Annotated in this window: 7 protein-coding genes and 1 pseudogene; 6 read left to right on the top strand and 2 right to left on the bottom strand. The window is 72.7% G+C overall.

What is annotated here, in order from left to right; translation table 11 throughout:
* Positions 1-858, top strand: a pseudogene (locus tag ACFQ3T_RS19360) (hypothetical protein); the annotation flags it as partial.
* Positions 859-1108: 250 nt separating this feature from the next.
* Here ACFQ3T_RS19360 and ACFQ3T_RS19355 read toward each other — a convergent pair.
* A complete protein-coding gene (locus ACFQ3T_RS19355; protein WP_380724705.1) occupies positions 1109-3844 on the bottom strand; it encodes a tachylectin-related carbohydrate-binding protein in 2736 nt (911 codons plus the stop codon).
* A 281-nt stretch (positions 3845-4125) separates the two neighbouring features.
* Between ACFQ3T_RS19355 and ACFQ3T_RS19350 the strand changes: the two genes are divergently transcribed.
* From ACFQ3T_RS19350 to ACFQ3T_RS19340, 3 genes are all read left to right on the top strand, one after another.
* Positions 4126-13797 carry a polymorphic toxin-type HINT domain-containing protein gene (locus ACFQ3T_RS19350; RefSeq protein WP_380724704.1) on the top strand — a complete coding sequence of 3224 codons (9672 nt, stop codon included), beginning with the start codon at positions 4126-4128 and terminating at the stop codon, positions 13795-13797.
* Positions 13794-14249, top strand: a complete 456-nt coding sequence (locus ACFQ3T_RS19345; protein WP_380724703.1) for a hypothetical protein — start codon at positions 13794-13796, stop codon at positions 14247-14249. The genes ACFQ3T_RS19350 and ACFQ3T_RS19345 overlap by 4 nt, the downstream gene beginning before the upstream one ends.
* 285 nt (positions 14250-14534) lie before the next feature.
* Positions 14535-15371 carry a phosphotransferase family protein gene (locus tag ACFQ3T_RS19340; RefSeq protein ID WP_380724702.1) on the top strand — a complete coding sequence of 279 codons (837 nt, stop codon included), beginning with the start codon at positions 14535-14537 and terminating at the stop codon, positions 15369-15371.
* A gap of 13 nt (positions 15372-15384) precedes the next feature.
* On the opposite strand, the gene ACFQ3T_RS19335 is transcribed toward ACFQ3T_RS19340, so the two are convergent.
* The gene (locus ACFQ3T_RS19335; protein ID WP_380724701.1) at positions 15385-17457 is read right to left on the bottom strand and encodes an AMP-binding protein; all 2073 of its coding nucleotides are present in this window, start codon (positions 17455-17457) and stop codon (positions 15385-15387) included.
* Positions 17458-18021: 564 nt separating this feature from the next.
* Here ACFQ3T_RS19335 and ACFQ3T_RS19330 point away from each other — a divergent pair.
* Together ACFQ3T_RS19330 and ACFQ3T_RS19325 are read left to right on the top strand one after the other, a co-directional pair.
* The gene (locus tag ACFQ3T_RS19330) at positions 18022-18477 is read left to right on the top strand and encodes a flavin reductase family protein (protein WP_380724700.1); all 456 of its coding nucleotides are present in this window, start codon (positions 18022-18024) and stop codon (positions 18475-18477) included.
* 150 nt (positions 18478-18627) lie between these two features.
* The coding region (locus tag ACFQ3T_RS19325; RefSeq protein WP_380724699.1) for an amino acid adenylation domain-containing protein at positions 18628-23901 on the top strand (5274 nt) is incomplete at its 3' end.

Here is a 23901-nt window from a genome sequence, read left to right as displayed (position 1 = left end):
CACGGCGGTGTTGCCGGTCGCGATCACCGGCGCCACCACGCTGATCAGCCCCAGCGCCACGGCCTCGACCCGCGCGAGTCCCCGCCGGGCCCGGACGAGGCGCGGCCGGTCGACCAGATGAGCGGTGTGCTGCGGCGGTTGCCGCTGTGGCGCGGTGCGGCGTGGCTGGACGGCGTGGTGGTCGGCGACGTCCTGGAGCTGTACTGGCGGGGCGGCCCGCGGGCCGAGTCGGTGGCCGCCATCCTGGCCGGCTCGGGGTGCGGCATCCCCGGCACGGCGGCCGTCCCGTACGGGTTCCGCAACGCGGTGCGCGGCCTGACGCTGTCGGCGGCCGACCCGCGCGCCGTGGCCACGCCGGTGGAACCGGAGTGGGCGTGGGTCGAGTGGCTCGCCGCCACCGCGCCCGGCCCGGCGCTGGACGAGCGCGCGGTCCGCCCGTCGCACGTGGGCGCGGACCTGCCGGACGTCTGGGAGCAGCGCGAGATGCGCGCCGCGCTGGCGGCCCGCGACATCGCCACCGTGTACCGGCTCCTGCGGCACCACGGCGTGCCGCGCGACCGGATCGTCGCCCTGACGGGGCAGTCCGACGAGGACGTCGGCCGCGTCCTCGCGGGTGGCAGGGTCGAGGCGTACGACACGCTGACCGACATCGCGAAGGGCCTCGGCGTGCCGTTCGGGTACATGGGCCTCGCCCACGACGAGCAGCCGCCGGCGGACACCGCGTGCTACTGCGCGAACCTCGACGAGCGCGCGAAGCGGGACCGGTTCCTGGCGCACGCCGCGCTGCTGACCGTCGGCACGGCCACCACCACGTGGGGCTGCCCGGCCGCCGCGTGCCGCTCCGCCCGTCCCGCATAGCGCTTGCCGCGCCGCGAGGTCGGCTGTGATCATGGCGGCATGTCCGAGAGAAAGGGCGTGTCCGCCCCGACGCGATGAGCGTCCGCCGACGGCGCACCGGCCGTCTCCCCGCCCGCCGCTGTCGGCAGGTCCCCGACGTCCTCGCCGAGTGGTCGTCCCGCCCCGGCGCGTCGCCCTCGTCCCCGGCTGAACGCCGGGTGGCCGGCCCGCGCGGGACCGGCCACCCGGAACTGTGATCAACCCGAACCGGTCACTTGCCGTCCGGGACCTTGCCCTTGCTCGACTTGATCGTCACGACCTCGCGCGACGTCGCGCCGGGCGCGGTGGACAGCGCCGTGCCCGAGTTCGACGTGTACGCCGTGACCTGCCACAGGAAGTAGTTCCCGTCGCCGCCCCGGAAGAGCACCCGCTCCTCCGAGCCGCCGGTGCCGGCGAACGCGGGATCTCCGACGGCCGGGTCCTCGTTGGTGTGCCAGAGCCGCCACGTCGAGGCGCCCGGCACCGTCTGGCCGCCCCGGTACACGAATCCGTCGGAGCCGCGGACGACGGCCTCGACGATGCCGTGGGCGTTGACGATGGCGGCGGGCGAGCCGGCGAACGTCAGGGTGCCGCTGATGTTCGTCCACCCGGCGAAGGACGTGCCCTCCTTCTGCGTGTACAGCTTGTTGTCCGTGGCACGGGTGACGATCTGCACCTTGCCGTCGGCGAACACCACGGCCGCCGGCGTGCCCGCGCCGCTGATGCCGGCGGCGACCCGGCCGGGGCCGAACTCGCCGTTGACCAGCTTGCGGGCCGCGATCACGTTGGCGGTGCTGCGGTAGACGACCTCGAAGCCGTTGCCGCTGGGCACCACGGTGAAGTCGGTGCTCATGTTGTAGTCGGTGGAGCTGACGGCCTTGCGCCACGGCCTGAACCCGCGGGTGTCGTCGAACTCCTCCGCGTACCAGAGCTTGTTCTTGTCGTCGACGGCGAACGCGGTGAGCAGGTTGTTCGCCCCGCGCACCACCACCGGGCCGCTCGACATCGCGCCGTTCACGCCGGCCGGGCCGTCCCAGAAGGTGCTTCCCGTGGTCTTCTGGGTGAACGCCACGGCCTGCGCGCCCGTGTTCCTGGCCAGGATGACGAACCGGCCGTCCTGGCGCTGCGCCAACGTGGGCCGGCCGGCCGTGGTCTGGTAGCCGGACAGCCCGTTCCACTCCAGGAACTCGGAACCGGCCGACGACTGGTAGCCGTGCACCAGGGTGCCCGAGTCCGTCACCGCCGCCATCTCGAACCGCTGCGTGCCCGGGTTGAACGCCAGCTGCGGGCGCTCGTTGGACGGCGCGGGCACGGTCGGCGGCGTCACCGTCACGGGCGACACCAGCTTGCACGAGTCGACCGCGGCGCCGAACTCGGAGATGCCGGGCCAGTGCAGGACGTGCTCCTTCCACGTGCCCTCGGCGCTGTTGGCGAACGTCTTGGCCGCCGCGTCCCACCGGTACCAGTAGATGTCGCTGTTGCCGAGGCCGTAGATGACGTCCGCGCCGGGCGAGGCCAGCTGCTTGAAGCCGTTCCAGCCGCTGCCGAGGTGCGTGCCGTAGTCCAGCCAGCGGCGGTTCTTCCAGTCGTAGTGGAACCGGTAGAGGGTGCCGTCGGCGATGGCCGGGTCGCGCGCGTAGAGCACGCCGTCACCGGCGGCGAACACCTGGTCGAACCGGCCCCAGCCGGTGTCGACCACCTTCTGCGTCCACGTCTTGGCGACGTCGTCGTAGATGCTGTGCTCGAGCTCGCCGTTGATCAGCACACCGTAGAAGTGGTTGTTCGTGTCCACGGTGAGGCGGTAGCGGACGACCGCGTCGTTCCAGCCGTACCAGTTCGTGGCGATCCGCACGCTGACGCCGTTGTCGTCCCACGTGGCGCCGTTCCAGCGGAACCGGTCCACGGCCCCGTCGGCGCGCACCAGGTACGTGTACCCGTTGGGGCCGGTGATGAAGCGGGTGTTCCAGCCGGAGCCGACGCCGCTCGGACCGTTCCAATTGGACAGACCGGTTTCCGGTTCGCCGTGCGGGCGCAACCAGAGGCCGCTGTCGGTCGTCGACGCGAAGACGTTGGCCGAGGGCTTGCACTCCACGTCGGGCGCGACGGCGCCGAGCTTGCAGCCGTCCGAGGCCGGCGCGATCTCGTCCACGTCGGTCCAGGCGGCGATCCGCACCTTCCACTCGCCGGAGGCGGCGCCGGCCCACGTGTCCTGGGCCGGGAGGTAGCGGTACCACCACAGCTCGCCGCCGGGCACCATCCCGTAGATCACGTCCGCGCCGGGGGAGACGAGCTGCTTGAACCCGTTCCAGCCCCACCCGAGGTCCTTCTCCCGCTGGATCCACGTGCCGGTGCGGAAGTCGTACTGGGAGCGGTAGAGCGTGCCGGAATTGACGTTCGGGTCGCGGGTGTAGAACACGCCGTCGCCGGCCGCGAACAGCTGGTCGTACTTCGTCCAGCCGGTGGCGATCGCCTTGTGGGTGAACGCCTTGGTGGTCTCGTCGTACCGGCTCAGGACCAGCTCGCCGGTCGGGTTGATCCGGTAGATGTTGTTGTTGCTGTCGGCGGTGATCCGGTACCGGTGGGCCGGCTGGTTCCACGGGCTCCACCCGGCGCCCAGCGAGGCGGGGGTTCCGCCGTTGTCCCACGCCGTGCCGTTCCAGCGGTACCGGTGCAGGTCGCCGCCGGCCGTGATGGAGAAGACGTGGCCGTTGGCGCCGGCGAAGAACCGGGTGTCCCAGCCCCAGCCGATGCCCTGGTCGCCCGTCCACGCGTCGCTGCCCGACGCGGCGTCGTTGTGCCGGCGGAGCCGGAAGTCGGGGTTGCTCGCGATCGACGTGAACACGTTCGCCGGCGACGCGCACTGCGCCGTCTCGACCGCGCCGGCGACGTTGCCGCCGGCGGCCAGGACCGGCAGGCCGACCGCGCCCAGGACGGCGGCGAGCGAGAGTTGCACCAGGCGTCTGAACACCCGGCGCGAAGGTCTTGTCATGTGTGTGCCCCTCGATGCGGGCGCGCGGGAAGGCGACGGTGCGCCGTGCGCCCGGTGGAAGCGGCATCCCCCCTCGGGACGCCGACGTCGGGCTTTCTACCAGAGGTTTTCCCGTTCCGGGAGGGTTCCGCACGCCACTTCGAGGTGTGCGCTTCGCGACCCGACGCGGTGCGCAGCGAAAGCCTTGTGGACTCCGGCGGGCGTCCCTACTGTCGCCGACGCGCTGGTTCGCAGTGACGTTCCCGGGGGGAAGAAATCCAATGGTCGGCCGTCGTGCCGGGCGCTTTCGCGCGCCCAAGTTCCTGTTGCCGCTGCTCGGCTTGTTCCTGACGGCCACGCTGGTCGTGGGCGTCGGCGGCCCCACCTTCCCGTGGTCCCCGTGGTCCGGCGGCGACGACGACAGATCCGCGCTCGCGGAACTGCTCGACAGAGCCAGAGACCTGGCGGCGGACCAGGAGTCCGGCACCGCGGAAGGGCTGCCGGACACGGTCGAGGGCCGCGACGGCAACCAGGGCATGCCGGTGTCCGAGCAGTCCAAGTACGCCCGGCCGGCGACGCAGCAGCTCGACGACGTCGTCCGCAACGAGGCCAAGGTCGTCGACGCGCCCACGAACCCCACCGGGTTCGACGCCGACACCAGCGTCGAGGACCCGGCGCGGCGCGGCCCGAACGAGCGCACGTTCCGCAACGCCGACGGCACGCACACCACCGAGTTCAGCAACACCCCGGTCAACCACCGGCAGCCCGACGGCACCTGGGCGCCGATCGACCCCACGCTGGTGGACGACGGCGCGGGCTGGCACAACGCCGCCGACCAGGTGGACGTCCGCTTCGCGCGCTCGGCCGCCGCGGGCGACCTGGTGCGCGTCCGGCTCGACGGCGACCACGAGCTGGCGTACGGGCTGAGCGGCGCGCGCGACGTGGCGGGGCAGGCGGACGGCGCCACGGTCACCTACCCGGGCGTGGCCGACCGGACCGACCTGCGGATCGAGTCCGTGCCGGGCGGCGCGAAGGAGACGATGGTCCTCCACGACCGCGCGGCCGCCCGGTCCTGGAGCTTCCCCCTGCGGCTCAAGGGCCTCACGGCGCGGATCGTCGACGGCGCGGTCTCGCTGGTGGACGGCTCGGGCGCCGAGCGGATGCGCATCCCCACCGGCTACATGGTCGACTCCGCGCCGGTGACCGACACCTCCGGTCCGGCCACCTCCCACGACGTGCGGTACGAGCTGGCCGACAACGGGCGCACGCTGCGCGTGGTGCTCGACGCGGCGTGGCTGGACGACCCGAAGCGCGTGTACCCGGTGCTGGTCGACCCGAGCGTCTTCGAGGGTCGCGGCACGCAGAGCATGTACATCGCGGGCAGCACGCGGGTGCACAACCCGAGCGAGCTGCGCATCGGCCTGGACGGCGGCGTGTCGTACACGTCGTACGTCGCGTTCCCCGACGTGGTGTCCCGCCTGCGCAACCACAAGGTCTTCGGCGCCGCGCTCCAGGTCGTGAACTTCGACTCCACCACCTGCCAGCCGCGTCCCCTCACCGTGCACCCGGTGGCGCAGGACTGGTCCGCCGGCACGACCGGCCCGGCCCTGGGCGCCCCGATCGCGGGCGCGTCGTTCTCGCACGGCTTCATCGCGCTCGGCCAGACCCGCTCGGCCTGTCCCGCCGCGGGAGAACTCGTCGACCTCGGCATCGGCGGCCAGCAGCTCATCCAGGACTGGGTGAAGGGCGGCGTCAACCACGGCCTGGCGCTGCGGGCGGGCGACTACCGCACCAACGGCGGCTTCAAGAAGTTCACCGGCAGCAACTCGGCGAACCCGCCGAAGCTGTACGTCACGCACAGCCCGTACGACGCCCGGTACGTCATCGAGCAGCCGATCCCGAACCCGCCGGTCACGCGCGTGCAGAACGGCGTCGTGAAGATCAAGGTCACGAACACCGGCGCGTCGACGTGGACCGCGGCCTCCTACGACCTCGCGTACAAGCTGTTCGACGCGAACACGAACCACCTCCTGGCGACGGTGCGGTCGGCGGGCCTGCCGCGCGACGTCCCGCCGGGCGACACGGTCACCCTCGACGCGGTGGTCGAGAAGCGCGACCAGGGCGTGTACGTCCTCGACTTCTCCATGCGGCACAACGCCGTGATGTTCACCGACGAGCAGGTCGCGCCGGCCCGCATCACGTTGCAGATCTTCAACATCCCGCCGGTGGTGAGCGAGCAGTACCCGCCGGCGGGACACAGCGTGGAGACGTTGCGCCCGCAGCTGTGGGCCAAGGGCGAGGACCACGAGAACGACCCGCTGCACTACCGGTTCGAGGTGTGCGAGCGCGACGGCCAGGGCAACCCGGTGTCCTGCTTCGACTCGGGCCGCCAGCCGAACGTCTACTGGACCGTCCCGGACGGCAAGCTGCGCTGGGACCGCGTCTACCTGTGGCGGACGTGGCTGTGGGACGGCCAGTCCGAGAGCGAGGGCCTGCCGTTCTCGGCGCTGCTGTCGTCCGTGCCGCAGCCCGAGGTGACGTCCCGGCTGGGCAACGCCCCGTACACCGGCAACGGCCTCGGCTTCGACCCCATGGTCGGCAACTACACGACGGCGGCGGTCGACGCGACGACCGCGACGGTCGGGCCCGAGCTGAACGTCGCCCGCACGTACAACAGCCTCGACCCGCGCCGCGACCTGGCGTTCGGCACCGGCTGGTCGTCCCGCTACGACATGCGGATCGTCGCCGACGCCGACGGCTCGGGCAACGTGATCGTCACCTACCCGGACGGCCAGCAGATCCGCTTCGGCCGCAACCCCGACGGCAGCTACACCGCGCCGCCCGGCCGGTTCGCCACGCTGACGCCGATCCCGGAGGTGGAGGCGGGCGGCTGGCGGCTGGTCGACAAGGACCGCACCGTCTACTCGTTCCGCGCGGACGGCAAGCTGAAGTCCATTAAGGACAGTGCGGCCCGGCAGGTCGAGCTGGTGTACGACGTCGACAGCAGGCTGTGGAAGGCGGTCAGCCACACCAGCAAGCGCACGCTGGTCTTCCGCTGGGAGGGCAACCACGTCGTCGAGGTCAAGACCGACCCGGTCGACGGCGCACCGCTGACGTGGCTCTACCGCTACGACGCCGACCGGCTGCTGGAGGCGTGCAACCCCGACGAGCAGTGCACCCGCTACCAGTACGGCGACGGCTCGCACTACCGCAGCGTCGTGCTGGACTCGCGCCCGGACTCGTACTGGCGGCTCGGCGAGGCGGCCGGCCCGGACGCCGGCAGCCAGATCGGCGTGAAGCTGGGCAAGGACAAGGCGACGTTCGTCGGCACCGCCCCCGTCAACCACGGCAAGCCCGGCGCGCTGGACGGCAGTGACGACCGCGCGGTCGAGCTGAGCGGCAGCGCGCACGTCCGCCTGCCCGACCAGACCCTGAACAAGCACCGCGACCTGGCCGTCGAGCTGTGGTTCCGGACGTCCTCGGCCGGCCCGCTGGTCGGCTACCAGGACAAGCCGCTGACCGAGTCGCCGACCGCGGGCGCGCCGCTGCTCTACGTCGGCTCGGACGGCAAGCTCCGCGGCCAGTTCCACACCGGCACGGTCAACCCGATCACCAGCGCGGTCAGCGTCCGGGACGACAAGTGGCACCACGTGGTGCTGTCCGGCTCGTTGGCCACCCAGACGCTCTACCTCGACGGTCGGAAGGTCGGCTCGCTCGAAGGTGTGATCGACCACCCGCGCCTGGAGTACGTGCAGGTCGGCGCGGCGCACACGACCGCGGCGCACCCGTCGATCGGCACCGGGCGCACCACGATCGCGGCCCAGGTCGACGAGGTGGCCCTCTACGCCCGGCCGCTCGGCGAGGTCCAGGTCGCCGCCCACCACCGCGCCGCCGTGCGCGGTGACCAGGTCACCAAGGTGACCATGCCGAGCATGCGGGTGGCCGCGGAGGTCGCCTACGACAACGTCCACGACCGGATGCGGGAGTACGTCGACAGCGACGGCGGTCGCTGGCAGCTCGGCGTCCCCACGGTCGGCGGGTCGGAGACCAACATCATCCGCTCGGTCCGGGTGGTCGACCCGGGCGGGCGGCCGCAGTACTACGACTTCGACGGCCTCAAGGGCCGCATCCTGCGCCAGGTCACGCCGCTCGGCACCGGACCGCGGCCGGAGGACGTCGTCGGCCGCGACTGCCGGACCAACGAGGACGGCCTGGTCACGTGCAGCGGGCTCGTGGTGAGCCTGGGCGTGCGGCTGTTCGACTACGACCAGTCGGGCTTCCAGCACACGATCACCGACGAGGACGGCAACAAGGCCACCCTCGTGCACGACAGCCGCGGCAACCTGACGAGCAAGACCACGTGCCGCACGCCCGACAACTGCCAGACCACGCGCTACGCGTACCAGCCGGCGACGGCCGACCCGACCGACCCGCGCACCGACAAGCTCGTCGCCACGCGTGACGCGCGGTCGTCCGGCCCGGCCGACAACACGTACCTGACGACGTCGGAGCACACGCCGTTCGGCGAGTTGGCCAAGGAGACCAGCCCGGACGGCGGGTCGACGTTCCACACCTACACCGACGGCACGTCCGACGCCGTGGGCGGCGGCAAGGAACCCGCGCAGCTGCTCAAGGCCACCACCGACCCGCGTGGCGCGACCGTCGTCAACAAGTACCACGCCAACGGCGACCTGGCGGAGACGCTGTCGCCGTCCGGCCTGCGGACCGTGTTCACGTATGACGCGCTCGGCCGCCGGCTCACCGCGACCGAGCACTCCGACGCGCACCCGGCCGGCGTCCGCACCACGTACCGGTACGACCGGCTCGGCCGCGTCGTGGAGGTGACCTACCCGGCCGCCACGAACGCCGTCACCGGCGCCGCCCGCACCGAGCGCGAGACGACCGAGTACGACGCGGACGGCAACACCACGAAGGCGGAGGTCGTCGACCTCGCCGACCCCGGCAGCCCGCGCACCTCGACGTTCGAGTTCGACGGGTACGGCCGCATGGTCAAGGCGGTCGGCCCGGAGGGCAACGAGGCGTCGTTCGGCTACGACCACTTCGGCAACCGCACGTGGGCGGTGGACGCCAACGGCGTGAAGACCGTCTGGACCTACACCGCGCGCAACAAGGTCGCGCAGGTCCGGCTGGTCGGCTGGCACGGCAAGGCGATCACGCCCGGCGCCACCGACATCGCGCCGGCCGACCCGGAGACGCCGCTGCCCGACCTGGTGCTGGAGGCCAACCAGTACGACCACTCCGGCCGGCTGTCCGTGCAGGTCGACGCGATGGGCCGGCGCACGGCCTACTCCTACTACGGCGACGGCCTGGTCCGCGAGATCACGGCCAAGGCCGACAACCGGCCCGAGACGCTGCCCGTCGTCATCCAGCAGAACACCTACGACGCCGCCGGCAACTTGATCCGCCAGGTCGGCGCGGGCGGCAAGGTCGTCGCGCACGAGGTGGACGCCACCGGCCGCGTCGTCGCCACCACCCAGGAGCCGGACACGCTCCGCCGCCGCACCGACTACCGCTACGACCTGAGCGGCAACATCACCCAGGTCGTGCGGACCGGCTCGCACTCCGGCACCGGCACGTTCGGCGCGTCGTTCGCCGAGGTCGTCGACTTCGAGTACGACGTGGCCGGCCGCCAGGTCAAGGAGGCGCTGCGCGGCCCGACCGGCCCGGTGGTCACCCGGACCAGCTACGACCAGCGCGACCTCGTCACCAAGGTGGTGGCGCCGCTGGGCAACGTGACGGGTGGCGTCGCCGCCGACCACACCACCGAGTACCGCTACGACGAGCGCGGCCGCACCACGGCCGTCGTCCTGCCGCCGGTGCGCGTGGAGGAGAACGGGCAGGCCGCGACCGTCACCCGGCCGACCACGACGACGGGGTACAACGCGTTCGGCGAGGTCACCGAGGTCCGCAACCCGGCCGGCGGGGTCATGAGGATGGCCTACGACAAGGCCGGCCGGACCGTGCGCACCGAGTCGCCCGCCTACCAGCCGCCCGGCGCGTCCACGCCGATCACCGCGGCGGTGCTGGCCGAGTACGACCGGATGGGCCGCGTCACCAAGACGACCGACCCCGCCGGCGCGGTCATCCGCATGTACTACGACCAGCGCGGACGCGTCGTCGAGAAGCAGGACCCGAACCCGCGGAACCCGGCCGAGCCGGGCGGCAGCTGGCGCTACGGCTACACCCACGCCAACGAGCTGCTGGCCACGACCGACCCGGCGCTGGGGGAGACCCGGCGCACCTACGACCAGTTCGGCCGCCCGGTCACGCAGACCGAGATCGAGCTGCGCCCGACGCCCGCGGCGCACGAGACGAAGTTCGGCTACGACGACGCGGGCAACCTGGCCACCATCACGTCGCCGAAGGGCGAGGTCACCAGGTTCGCCTACGACAAGCTCGGCCAGCGCACCGGCGTCACCGACCCGGCCGGCGTGGTGAGCCACTTCGGGTACGACAGCTTCGGCAACCAGGTCTACTCGAAGGACGCCGAGGGCCGGGCCCGGTACGTGAAGCTCGACCAGGCGGGCAACCAGGTCGCCGAGACGGACCTCGGTCCGGCCGGCCAGGCCCTCCGCACCGTCCGGCACACGTACGACATCGCGGGCAACCGGATCACGTCCGTCGACGCCCTGGGCAAGACCACCCGGTTCGGCTTCGACGCGCTCGGTCAGCTGACCCAGCTGGTCGAGCCGGTCACGGACACCGAGTCGATCACCACGACGTTCGGCTACGACTCGTCGGGGCGGCGCACGAGGTTCACCGACGGGCGCGGCAACAGCACGTTCTACACCTACAACGCGCTGGGCAAGCCGGAGTCGGTCGTCGAGCCGGCCACCGACGCGCACCCGTCACCCGCGGACCGCACGTGGACCGCGACGTACGACGGCGTGGGCCGGCCGACCGTGATGACCGCGCCGGGAGGCGTGACCAGGACCCGCGCGTACGACGGCCTCGGCCGGCTCGTGAAGGAGACCGGCGCCGGCGCGACCGCCGCCACCGCCGACCGCGTCGTCGAGTACGACGCCGTCGGCCGCACCACCAAGGTCAGCGCGCCGGGCGGCGCGAACTCCTACGAGTACAACGCCCGCGGCCTGCTCACGTCGGCCACCGGCCCGTCCGGTGACGCCACGTTCGGCTACGACGAGCAGGGCCGCCTGACGACCCGCACCGACGCGGCGGGCACCACCGGCTTCACCTACGCGGCGGGCCGCCTCACCTCGGTGCAGGACGGCGTGACCGGCGGTTCGATCGGGTTCGGCTACACGGCGTCCGGCCGGCTGGAGACGATGGACTACGGCGCGGGCCGGGTCCGCCGGCTCGGCTACGACGACCTCGGCCGCGAGGTCTCCGACGTCACCAAGAACGCCGCCGGCGCGGCGGTGGCGTCCATCGCCTACACCTACGACCCGAACAACCGGCTCACCAAGAAGGTCGGCGCGGGCACGGCCGGCGCGGGCGAGCAGACCTACGCCTACGACCAGCTCGGCCGCACCACGTCGTGGACCGCCAACGGCGTCACCACCGAGTACGGCTGGGACGCGTCGGGCAACCGGGTCCGCAACGGCGCCAAGACCGCGACCTACGACCAGCGCAACCGGCTCCTGTCGGACGGCGACTACACCTACACGCACACCGCCCGCGGCACCGTGGAGACGCGGACCAGCTCCGGGTTGCAGGAGAAGTTCGACTTCGACGCGTTCGACCGGCTGATCACGGTCGGCTCGACGTCCTACGCCTACGACGGCCTCGACCGGCCGGTGTCCCGCGGCGCGCAGGCGTTCCGGTACTCCGGCGCGGGCATGGACGCCGTCAGCGACGGGACGGCGACGTACGGCCGCGGCGCGTCCGGCGAGCTGCTGTCGCTGGCGCAGGGCGCGGACAAGCGGCTGCTGCTGTCGGACAAGCACGGCGACGTGATCGGCGGGTTCGACCCGTCGACCGCGCTGACGTCCCTGCCCGACTCGACCGCCTACGACCCGTGGGGCAACCGGACCGCGACCTCGGGCGCGAAGCGCAACGTCGGCTTCCAGGGCGACTGGACCGACCCCGACAGCGGCCGCGTCAACATGGGCGCGCGGTGGTACGACCCGACCACGGGCACGTTCAGCAGCCGTGACTCGGTGACCCAGGGCGGTCCCGGCTCGGCGGGCTTCAACCGGTACGTCTACGGCGTCGGCTCACCCCTGAACGGCTTCGACCCGGACGGCCACGGCTGGTTCTCCGACGCCGTGAGCTGGGTCGGCGACAACCTCAGCACCGTCGGCCACACCGCGCTCGACGTCGCCGGCCTCGTGCCCGGCCTCGGCGAGATCGCGGACGGCATCAACGGCGTCTGGTACCTGGCCGAGGGCAACTACGTCGACGCGGGCCTGTCGTTCGCCGGCATGGTGCCGTTCGCCGGCTGGGGTGCGACCGCCGCGAAGTGGGGCAACCGGGGCTACGACGCGATGCGCGGCGCGGACAACGTGCCGACACCGCGCACCCCCGACGCCCCGAGCGGCCGCACGCCCGACTACTCGTCGCCGAAGAACGTCCGCGGCCCGGACGGCGTGCCGATCAAGAAGGGCAGCGGCGTGCCGCCGTCCAGCAAGGCGGTGCCCGACCCGCGGAAGCTCGCGGCGGAAGCGGCAGCCCGCCGTGCCGCCGCGGCCCGGGCCGCGCTGCAGGCGGCCATCGCCCGCACGTCCGCCGCCAAGGCGGCCGTGGCGCGGGCCGTCAAGAACAACCCGATGCCCACCATGCAGGCGGCCCTGAAGCCCAGGATCGCCAACGCCAAGAACATCGTCTCGGCCGTTCCCAACGCCCCCGCCCGCATCGTGCAGGCGACCGTGACGAACGTGCAGGACCTCAACAAGGTCTACGAGACGATCAAGACGGCGATGCTCGGCGTCGGCAAGGAAGTGATCAAGGAAGCGGCCCAGACGCAGGTCGCCGAAGTCCTGTCCACGTCGGGCATCCCGTACGCCGAGAACCTGATGGAGCTGGGCGCGCGGAAGAAGAAGGCGCCGGGCGCCAAGGGCAAGCAGGCCCGGGCCGAGACGGCCGCCGGCGCGTCCTGCCGGGTGTCGTTCGACCCGAACAGCTTCTCCGGCGACACCCCGGTCCTCATGGCCGACGGGTCGCGCAAGGCGATCGCCGACGTCGTCGTGGGCGACCAGGTCGTGGCGACCGACCCGACCACCGGTGAGACGGGCGCGCGAACCGTCACCGACACCCGCTCGCACCAGGCGGAACGCCTGCTCTACGAGATCACCGTCGAGACGGACGGGGGTTCCGGTCAGCTGACGGCGACCGACGAGCACCCGTTCTGGGTCGAGTCGCTGCAGAAGTGGGTGAACGCCGAGGACCTGGAGCCGGGCTACACCTTCGAAACCGCCGACCACCGCCCGGCCACCGTCACCACCACCCGCGCCTTCGCCCCGGACCGCGAGGTCCACAACCTCACCGTCGACGGCCTGCACACGTACCACGTGCTCGCCGGAGCCGCCGCGGTACTGACGCACAACGAGGACGACACGTGCGAGGATTCGGACCACCTCGCGTTGGGCGTGAGCGCCGGGCGCTCCAAGGGCAGTGACATCAACGTCGAGAACTTCGCCAAACAGGTCGGAGCCAGGCACCTGATGAACGCTCCGGCCGACGAGTGGCAAGGCGAGGTGCTGGCCGCGATCGAGAACGTCAAGATCGGCAAGGCCAAGATCTCGTTCATGCTCGATCGGCTCCCGGGTGGAAACGACGGTCCGGCGGCGGCGCTGAAGAGGGCGCTCGCCGACGTGCGGGTGCCGGGCGAGAAGAAGATCGGGCTGGACAAGAGCGACAGCGGGTCGTGGACCCAGTGGGAACTGGCTCGGATAGGCCAGGCCGGGATCATGGACCAGGTCGACTTCTACCGCTACAACCGCAAGCACGGGGAATGGAGACGGGTCCGATGAACACCAAGCGTCGTTCCCCGGGCGTGGCGGACGACTCCCGGCTGTTCAGCCTCGTGGAGTACGCGTTCGGGCACACCCACGTGGTGCTCCGCGGCTACCCGCCAGTCGAGGAGTACGAGGACCTGCCGTCCGGCACGCCGGTGAGGGTGCTCGACATCTCCTTCGTCAACGTGAAGCGGATCTCGTGCTGGACCGACCTCGATGCGGTGGACCTCCGGGTCGCGGACGACACCGCGTTGGAGCGACTTCGCCCGCAGTTGGGAGGACGGAACCTGTACGGCTCGGTCTTCCTGCTGGCGCCAGGGACGGTCGAGGAGTACATCGTCGCCGGCCGGGCTTACTGGGCGGAGTACGACTTGGTGTTCGGCGATCCGAGCCCGCTCACTTCCTACGATGCGCGGTACCGGGAGCAACACCCGCCGGTGGACGGAATCGTCCACTTCGCCGAGTGAACGTCGGCCTCGCCGCTCCCAAGGCGGTGAGCGGCAGTTCGAACCTGGCCCAGGTGGGCTGAGGCGATCAACGCCGTCCGCCGACCTGTCTGAACCGTCCCGGTTCGAGGAGTTGCTCCTCGAACCGGGACGGTTCGAGGCTTCCGGCCGGAGCTCCGCGGAGAGCCCGCCGGGTGACCTGCCGAACCGGCAGGCGTGCGCGACGCTGACCGCATGACACCACGCCCGTCCCCTGAGACCGCTCGCGCGATCGTGCACGCGGCCCTGGGGCGTGAGCCCGGCCCCATGACCGCCGCCGCAAGCGACTCCCACCACGTCCACGTGGGCGACGACGTCGTCGTGAAGATCGCGGACGGGCATTCGCGGCTCGATCGGGAGACCGCGCTCGCGCCCCACCTGCCGTCCGGTCTCACAGGCCCGCTGCTCGCCGTCGGGCTCCACCGGCTCGGGACGCGCGACGTCCGGTTCGCCTGCTACGCCCGCGTGCCGGGGACGGCTCCCGGCATGGGGCTGCCCGGAACGGACACCGCGACCGCCCGCCTCCTGGCGGAACAGGCCGTCCACCGGCTGGATGCGCTGCACGACTGGGCGCCCACGCGTCAAGCGCAGGAAATCCTGGCAGAGGCGATCGACCACGGCGGGTTCGTCGGCCGTGCCGCGCTGAGCGACCAGGTCGACACCCTCGCCCTCCTCGACCGGGACGGCGTCATCCCCCGCCACGTGATCGACGGTCTGGTCGCGATTGCGGAGCGTGCCCCGCTGCACGTCCGAGCCACCGTCCCGGTCCACGCGGACTGCCACTGGGGCAACTGGCTCGTCCACGGCCGAAGCGTGACGGCACTGCTGGACTTCGAGTGGGCCCGCATCGGCGACCCGGTGGACGACTGGTTCTTCCTCGTCAGGTTCAGCGGCCCGCACTTCGAGACCGTCCTGGACGTCGTCGCCCGGACCACGGCGACGTCCCCGGAAACGCTCCGCGCCGAGTGCGAGACCCGCGAAGCGGCCTACCTGGTCTCCGACCTCCGCGTCGCACTCGGCCGCCCCGGCGCGGCACTCGACCACAGCCTCCGCGACCTCGACGAACTGATCACCGGGCGTCGCTGGTGGCGCGACGCCCGGTGACGCCGTCAACCCGTCAGTCCGTCTGCCCGCCGACGCCGCGTGCGATCGCCACGCTCAGGTCGTGCACCGTGGCCCCCGGGAACTCCGACATCGGGACGGTGACGCCGTACTCCCGCTCGATGTCCTGACGCAGCTTGATCATGCGCATCGAGTCCATGCCCGACGCGATCAGCGACTTGTCCTCGGCCAGCGCGTCCGGGCTCACGCCGAGCACGCCCGCGATCCGCCCGCGCAGTTCCGCGCTGATCGCGGTCGCGCGGATTTCCGGGGGTAGCGCCAGCAGGAGACCGCTCACGGCCGACGGGGAACCGGCGGTGTCGGACGGTGGGGCGTCCTTGCTCCTCGCCAGGGCGGTGAGGCTGCCGTCGAGGTAGGCGTCCCGGCAGTTGCGCCGTTGGATCTTCCCGCTCTGCGTGCGCGGCACGGCCGACGGCTCTACCAGGACGACCTCGTGCACCTCGACCTGGTGCGCGCTCGCCACGCCCAGGCGGATCCGGTCGGCGAGCGCGGCCGGGTCGCCGAGTGCGCCGCCCGGCTCCACCGCCTGCACGACGACCAGTCGCTCACCTTCGTCGGAGTCCACCGAGAACGCCGCGACCGGCAGGCTCGACAGCGCGGGCTCGACCTGCTGGACGGCCCCCTCGATGTCCTGCGGGTGGAGGTTGCGGCCCCGGATGATGATCAGTTCCTTGAGCCGGCCGCACAGCACCAGGTCGCCGTCGTGGAAGAACGCGAGGTCCCCGGTCCGGACGAACGGGCCGTCGCCGTTCGCCAGCACACCGGTGAACGTCTCGGCGGTCTCGGCGGGCCGGTTCCAGTACCCGCGGCAGACCACGGGGCCGCTCACCCAGACCTCGCCCACCTGGCCCGGGGCGCACTCGACGCGGGACTCGGCGTCCACGACGAGCACCCGGCCGAACGGCCCGGCGCCGCCGCACCCCACGAGCTCACGCGTGCGCGTGCCGTCGCCCGACGACACCGGCCGGGCACGACCCAGCTCCAGCTCGGCGGCGTCGACGACGACGCCGAGCGGGTCGGGCCGCCGCTTGCCCACCACGATCTGCATGGTCTCGGTGAGGCCGTACGCCGGGAACAGGGAGGAACGCCGGAAACCGACCGGGCCGAACGCGGCGACGAACCGCTCCAGCGTCGGCTCCTGCACCCGCTCGCCCCCGATGAGCGCGACCTCCCAGCCGGACAGGTCGAGCCCGGCCCGCCGCTCCTCGTCGATCGAGACGGCGCACCGCTCGTAGGCGAAGTTCGGGGCCGCGCTGAGCACCGGTCCCGGGGTCGCGGAGATCGCCGCGAGCCACCGGAACGGGTCGGCGACGAAGTCCTCCGGCGTCATCAGCACGGCTTCGCCGCCCACCACCTGCGCGAGCAGGACCTGCCCGAGCCCGAGCGCGTGGAGGGGCGACATCCAGCAGACGACGTTGCCGCCCGCCGGGAGTTCGCTGATCGCGCGGAAGTTGGCCAGCTGGGCGGCGAGGTTGCCGACCGTCACCGCGACGCCCTTCGGCCGGCCGGTCGACCCCGAGGTGTACTGCAGCAGCGCCATGTCGTCGGCGGACGTCCGGGGCGGCGTCCAGGGCCGCGCGTCGTCCTCGCCCAGCGCGTCGACGTCGATCCACGTCCGGGGCGGCGTGCGGTCCGGCCCCCACCGGTCGCGCAACGTCGGCGCGAGCTCGGCGACGGTGAGCACCGCGGTCGCCTCGGCGTCCTCCGCCACGGTGACGAACCGGTCGGTCGCGCCCTGCGCGGTCTTGGCGAAGTCGGGCGAGCAGGGCACGGCCACCGCGCCCGCGTACAGGCACCCGACGAAGCCGATCAGGAACTCCGGGCCGGACGGCAGCAGCATCAGCACCCGCGCGCTGGCGGCGCCCTCGCGTTGCAACGCCGCCGCGACGGCACGTGCCCGCAGGTCGAGCTCGCCCCGGCTGAGGACCTCGCCGCGCTCGCCCGGCGCGTGGCCGGGAGGCAGGAACCGGAGCGCCGTGGAACCCGGAGCGCGCTCGGCATTGCCCCGCAACACCTCGAACAGCGAGTCGACCGCGGCGTCCGGGGTGTGAGCGGCGAGATCCGTCATGCCAAGGCTCCTGTTCGTTGCTCCTGTGCCGCGTGGCACACCGAGGATCCAAGCGCCGAGGATCACCGGTGCGGGGAGGCCCGGGCAACCTCGGAAGGAGCCGCCGACCGGCTACGGCGGGGGTAGCCGATCGGACAGGTCGACCCGGGCTGCCCGCGACCTCCGCGACGACGCTCACGACGACGGGCCACGCCGGGCCACGCCGGGCGCACGGCCCGGACGAGCGTAACGGCCGCCCGCGGCCCGTGTCGCCGGTCGCGGAACGCCGTCGCGAAGCCGGTGGTGGACCGTGACCGCCTGCCCGGTCGGTCACCACCACGCGCCCCAGGGGGGAGCCGAACAGGCACTCAACGCCACCCGCGCGGTTCTCTATCGTCGGTGATCGGCAGACCGTCAGGGCGAGTGGTCCTCCGACCGGAAGGGATCGACCTGATGCCAGAACCCGTGCCAGCCGGCGCCCTCGACAGCCCGACGACCCCGACCGCGGCGTCCCCGGCCACAGCGTCCCAGACCCCCGGCAAGGCGGCCCCGACGTCCCCGGCCCCTGAAGCGTTCCGGGACCTGATGAGCACGTTCCCGAGCGGGCTCGCGGTGGTCACGGCGACCGACCGGGACGGTCGGCCCCACGGTTTCACCTGCACCTCGCTGTGCAGCGTCGGCCTCGCGCCGCCCACGCTGCTGATCTGCGTCTCCGACCGCAGCGGCACCCTCGCCGTCATCCGGGACCGGGGTCGGTTCGCGGTCAACCTGCTCCACAGCGGGGGTCGCCGGGCCGCCGAGGTGTTCTCCTCGGGCGGTTCCGAGCGGTTCTCCGCGCTGCCGTGGGAGCCGACCGCACGCCTGGGGCTGCCCCACCTCGTGGCCCACGCCCACGCCGTCGTGGAGTGCGCGGTCACCGGCACCGTGGCCGCCAGCGACCACGTGATCGTGCTGGGCGAGGTCGTCACGATGGCGCACCGGCAGGAGCCGCCCCTGCTGTACGGACTGCGGCGGTACGCCGCCTGGCCCGCGGCGGACTGACCCCGCCCGGAGCCGTCGGGGACGGACCGGGTGACCGAACGGGCACCCCCGAAGGGCACGCCACCGAGACGGGGGCGCCGGCCCCCGAACCTGCCAGCATCGTCGGGTGCGGCAGCCGGCGCGGCACGATCTCTCCCGGAAGGGGCACCCATGCCTTCGACGCCCAGCGGACGCGAGCGGACCAACGGTCGCGGCGGCGTCGGCATGACCCTCCCCGACATCGTGCGCGGGTACGACGAGGGCCTGCTCTCGACGGCGGACGCGCTCGCGGCGCTGCGGCAGCACGCCGGGCACCCCCTGTCCGAGGGCCAGCGCGGCCTGTGGGCGCTGCACAAGATGGAGCCGGACACCTACTCGTACAACGTCCCGGTGTGCCTGGCGTGCGAGGACGTCGACCGGGCCGCCCTCGAACAGGCGCTCCACGACACCGTCGAGCGCTACCCGATCCTCTCGTCCCGCGTTCGCGACGGGGTCGACGGCCCGCGCCTGGTGCCGTTCGGCGTCGACGGTTTCCGGGTGGAGCACGCGGACATCGCGCACGTCTCGCCCGACGACCTGGTCGAGCACCTGAAGGAGAGGGCGCGGCGGCCGTTCGACCTGGCGGACGAGCCCCTGGTCCGGATCTCCGTGCTGACCCGCGCCGAGGCCGAGGTGTACGTCCTCGTGGTCGTCCACCACCTCATCCTGGACGGCCCGTCACTGCGGGTCGTGCTGGACACGCTGCTCCGCGCGTACCAGGCCCGGGTGACCGGCGGCGAGGCGCCACCGCCGCCGGACGCCGCCCCGTACGACGAGTTCGTCGCGTGGGAGCGGGACTTCCTCGGCGACGCGCGCGCCGAGCGCGACCGGCAGTACTGGAAGCGGGAGCTCGCGGGCCGGGTCCCGCTCACCGGCCTGCCCACCGAGGTGACGCTGGGGCCGGACGCGCCGCACGAGGGCGAGGTGTGCGTCCGCCGGCTGTCCGAGGCGCAGGCCGCCGCCGTCACGTCCTTCGCCACGGCGAACGGGCTCATCCCCGCGGTGTTCCTGCTGGCCGTCTTCAAGACGCTGCTCCACCGGTACACCGGGCAGGAGGACGTCGTCGTCGGGATGCCGGTGTCCGGCCGCCCGTCGGAGCGCTTCGAGTCGTCGGTCGGGTACTTCATCAACACCCTGCCCATCCGCAGCAGGCCGGTGGCGTCCGACGGGTTCGCGGAGTTCGCCCTGCGGGTCCAGTCGACGGTGTTCGAGGCGATCGACCACCAGGCCTACCCGTTCCCGCACATCGTGCGCGACCTCGGTGACCGCGACGACCTGCGCGCGCCGGTGTTCCAGGTCGCGTACAACTACCAGAACTTCTCGCTCAACGGGCACCTGCGCGGGCTGGCGCGCGAGCTGCGCGGGACGTGGCCGTTCCGGGTGGTGGAGGGCCTGCACCAGGTCGGGGAGTACGACCTGACGCTGGACGTGGTCCCCGGCGACGGGCTCGAGCTCGTCTGGAAGTACCACCCCACCGCGTTCTCCGCCGACACCGTCGCGCGGATGGCCGACCACTTCGCCACCCTGGTCGAGGCCGTCACGGCCGCCGGCCGGGCGACGCTCGGCGGGCTGGACCTGGTGGGGCCGGCCGAGCGGCGGCTCGTCCTGGACGAGTGGAACCGCACGGACGTCGACGTCCCCGAGGACCGGACGGTCTGGGACCTGTTCGCCGAGCGGGCCGACGCGGACCCGGACCGGCCCGCGGTGACCTGCGGCGAGCGGACCCTGACCTACCGCGAGCTCGCGGACCGCGCCGCGGCGCTGGCCGACGCGCTGGCCCGCCGGGGCGTCGCGGCCGGGGACAACGTGGGCGTGTGCTTCGAGCGGTCGCTCGACCTGGTGGTGGGGCTGCTCGCGGTCGTGAAGCTGGGCGCGGCCTACGTGCCGCTCGACCCCGACTTCCCCGCCGAGCGCCTCTCCTACATGATCGGGGACAGCGGCGCCGACCTCGTCGTCTGCCACGAGGCGGTGGCGGAACTCCTGTCCACAGTGGACACTCATGGAGCACGGCTGCACGTGGTGGACCGCCCGGACGACGCCGAACCGGCGCCGCGGGCCGCGCGCCCGGGGCCGACGACACCCGCCGTCGCGTACGTCATCTACACCTCGGGCAGCACCGGGCAGCCCAAGGGCGTCGTGGTGCCGCACCGGGCGCTGACCAACTTCCTGCTGGCCATGACGCGCACGCTGGACGTGACCCCGGACGACCGCCTCCTGGCCGTCACCACGTACAGCTTCGACATCGCCGCCCTGGAGCTGTACCTGCCGCTGATCACCGGCGGGCACTGCCGGATCTGCGACCCGACGACGGTCAAGGACGCCACGGCGCTCGCCGCCGAGGTGGACCGGTGGCGGCCCACCGTCATGCAGGCCACCCCCACCACCTGGGCGATGCTGCTGCGCGTGGGGTGGCGGAACACCTCCGGGACCAAGGTGCTCTGCGGCGGCGAGGCGTTGCCGGAGAGCCTCAAGGACCAGCTCGTCGCCCGCGGCGAGGCGTGGAACCTGTACGGGCCGACCGAGACCACGATCTGGTCGACCGCGAAGCGGTTGAACCGCGACGAGCCCGTGACGATCGGGACGCCGATCGCGAACACCCGGCTGTACGTCGTGGACCGGGACCTGCGGCCGGTGCCCGTCGGCGTGGCCGGGGAGCTGTGCATCGCGGGCCGCGGTGTCGCCCTCGGCTACCACGGCAAGCCGGAGCTGACGGCCGAGCGGTTCGTCGACGACCCGTTCACGCCCGGCGGACACCTCTACCGGACCGGCGACGTCGCGCGGTGGCTGCCCACCGGCGAGGTGGCCCTGCTGGGGCGCATGGACAACCAGGTCAAGCTGCGCGGCTACCGCATCGAGCTCGGCGAGGTCGAGGCCGCGCTGGACGGGTACCCGGACGTCGACCGGAGCGTCGTGGTCGTGGACCGCGAGGGCCGGTCCGAACGGCTCGCGGCGTACTACACGCTGCGCGGCGACCGGCGTGACGCCATCGACCCCAAGGCGTTGCGCGCCCACCTGGCCAAGACCCTCCCCGCCTACATGGTGCCGAGCGCGTTCGTGGCGCTGGACGCCTTCCCGCTCACCGCGAACGGCAAGGTGGACCGGGCGAGGCTCGGCGACCCCGGCGGGCGGGAGCCGGTAGCGACGCGGCGGTCCGCCGACGCCGTCCGCTCCCCGCACGTCGAGCGGACCGTGCGCCGGATCGTGAGCGAGGCGCTCGGCCGCGACGACGTCGACCGCGACGAGGGGTTCTTCGAGGCGGGCGGCGACTCGTTCCTGGCCATCGACGTGGTCGAGCACCTCAACCGGGCGTTCGGGTGCGCGCTGCGGCCGACGACCCTGTTCGCGCACCCGTCCATCGCGGCCATGTCCCGGCACCTCGAAGGGCTGCTGCCGTCGGAAGCGCCGGAGCCCGCGCCCACCGCACGCGTGGACGCGCCGGCCACGTCCCGGCGTCGCGACCGGCACACCGACCGCGACCTCGGCCGGGACCACGACCGTGACCGTGATCCCGGACTCGACGACGCGATCGCGGTGATCGGCATGTCCTGCCGGTTCCCCGGCTCCAAGGACCACCGCGAGTTCTGGCGCAACCTGAAGGAGGGCCGCAGCGGCAGCACCTTCTGGACGCCCGACGAACTGCGGGCGCTCGGGGTGCCCGACGAGCTGATCGCCCGGCCCGGGTACGTGCCGCAGCGGTCCGTGGTCGAGGACAAGGCGGAGTTCGAGCCCGCCTTCTTCGGGATCTCGCCGCGCGACGCCGAACTCATGGACCCCCAGGGCCGGCTCCTGCTGCTGCACGCGTGGAAGGCGTTGGAGGACGCGGGCTACCGCCCGGAGGACGTGCCGCGCACCAGCGTCCACACCGCGACGAGCAACAACTTCTACCAGGCCTTCCTGCCGAGCCTGATGGCGAACGCGGCGGGCACGCGGGTGCTGGCCGACACCGAGGGGTACGCGGCCTGGCTGTTCGCGCAGGGCGGCACCGTGCCCACGATGATCTCCAGCAAGCTGGGGCTGCGCGGCCCGAGCATGGCGGTGAGCACCAACTGCTCGTCGGCGTTGAGCGGCGTGCACCTCGCGTGCCAGGGGCTCCTCTCCGGCGAGGTCGACCAGGCGCTGGTCGGCGCGGCCAGCCTGGTGTCCACGATGGAGCTGGGCTACGTGCACCAGCCCGGCCTGAACTTCTCCAGCGACGGCCGCTGCCGCCCGTTCGACGACGCGGCCGACGGCATGGTCGGCGGTGAGGGCGTCGGCGTGGTCGTGCTGAAGCGCGCCCGTGACGCGTTCGCCGACGGCGACCACGTCTACTGCCTGATCCGCGGGGTGGCGGTCAACAACGACGGCGGCGACAAGGCCGGGTTCTACGCGCCGAGCGTGCGCGGCCAGGTGGACGTGATCCGCGGCGCGCTGGACCGGGCCGGGGTGAACCCCGAGTCGATCCGCTACGTCGAGGCGCACGGCACCGGCACGAAGCTGGGCGACCCCATCGAGGTCGCGGCGCTGACCGAGGCGTACCGGCACTACACGGACCGCGACCGGTTCTGCGCCATCGGGTCGGTCAAGAGCAACATCGGCCACCTCGACGCGGCCGCCGGGATCGCCGGCCTGATCAAGCTGGCCCTGGGCCTGCACCACGGCGAGATCCCGCGGACGCTCCACTGCGACGTGCCGAACACCGGGATCGACTGGGAGAACTCGCCGTTCTTCGTGGCCGACCGGAACATCCCGCTGGACGGGGCGGAGCCCGTGCGGGCGGGGTTGAGCTCGTTCGGGGTCGGCGGCACCAACGTGCACGCGGTGCTCGAACAGGTGGGTCCGCGCACCGCGCCGCCGTCCGACGGGCGGACGCACCTGGTGGTCCTGTCCGCGCCGGACCGCGAGCGGTTGCGGGCGCGGGCGCGCGACCTCGTGGAGTTCCTGCCGGAGTACCGCGCCGAGGGCGGTGACCTGGCGTCGCTGGCGTACACGCTGCAGACCGGCCGGCGGGCGATGGCCGCCCGCGTCGCGTTCGTCGCCGACGACCTCGACGCGCTGGCCGTGCGGCTGGAGGACTACGCCGGGGGCGGTGTGCCCGAGGGCGCGATCGACGGCGAGGTGCGGCGGCAGGACGACCAGCTGGTGTCGCTGTTCGCCCGCAACGACCGGCTCCGGGAGCTGACGGGGGAGTGGCTGCGGCAGGGCGGGTGGGACGAGGTCGCGCCCCTGTGGGTCAGCGGGATCGACGTCGACTGGGCGCTGTGCCACGGCCCGACGCCGCCGGCGCGCGTGAGCCTGCCGACCTTCCCGTTCGACACCAAGCCGTTCTGGCCGGCCACGCCCGACCGGACGCGGCCCGCGACCGTGCCCACGACCCCGCCGGCGGCGGTGCGTGACAGCGGGCCGACCGCGGTGCGTGACGGCGGGCCG

Source organism: Saccharothrix hoggarensis (assembly GCF_042678885.1).
In the GTDB taxonomy this organism is placed as follows: Bacteria; Actinomycetota; Actinomycetes; order Mycobacteriales; family Pseudonocardiaceae; genus Actinosynnema; species Actinosynnema hoggarensis.
This window is presented reverse-complemented; position numbering and strand designations above follow the sequence as displayed.

Excerpts from the sequence above, each read along its gene's own strand:
- ACFQ3T_RS19350 (WP_380724704.1), top strand. The coding sequence starts at position 4,126 with ATGGTCGGCCGTCGTGCCGGGCGCTTTCGCGCGCCCAAGTTCCTGTTG.
- ACFQ3T_RS19345 (WP_380724703.1), top strand. The coding sequence starts at position 13,794 with ATGAACACCAAGCGTCGTTCCCCGGGCGTGGCGGACGACTCCCGGCTG.
- ACFQ3T_RS19340 (WP_380724702.1), top strand. The coding sequence starts at position 14,535 with ATGACCGCCGCCGCAAGCGACTCCCACCACGTCCACGTGGGCGACGAC.
- ACFQ3T_RS19335 (WP_380724701.1), bottom strand. The coding sequence starts at position 17,457 with ATGACGGATCTCGCCGCTCACACCCCGGACGCCGCGGTCGACTCGCTG.
- ACFQ3T_RS19330 (WP_380724700.1), top strand. The coding sequence starts at position 18,022 with ATGAGCACGTTCCCGAGCGGGCTCGCGGTGGTCACGGCGACCGACCGG.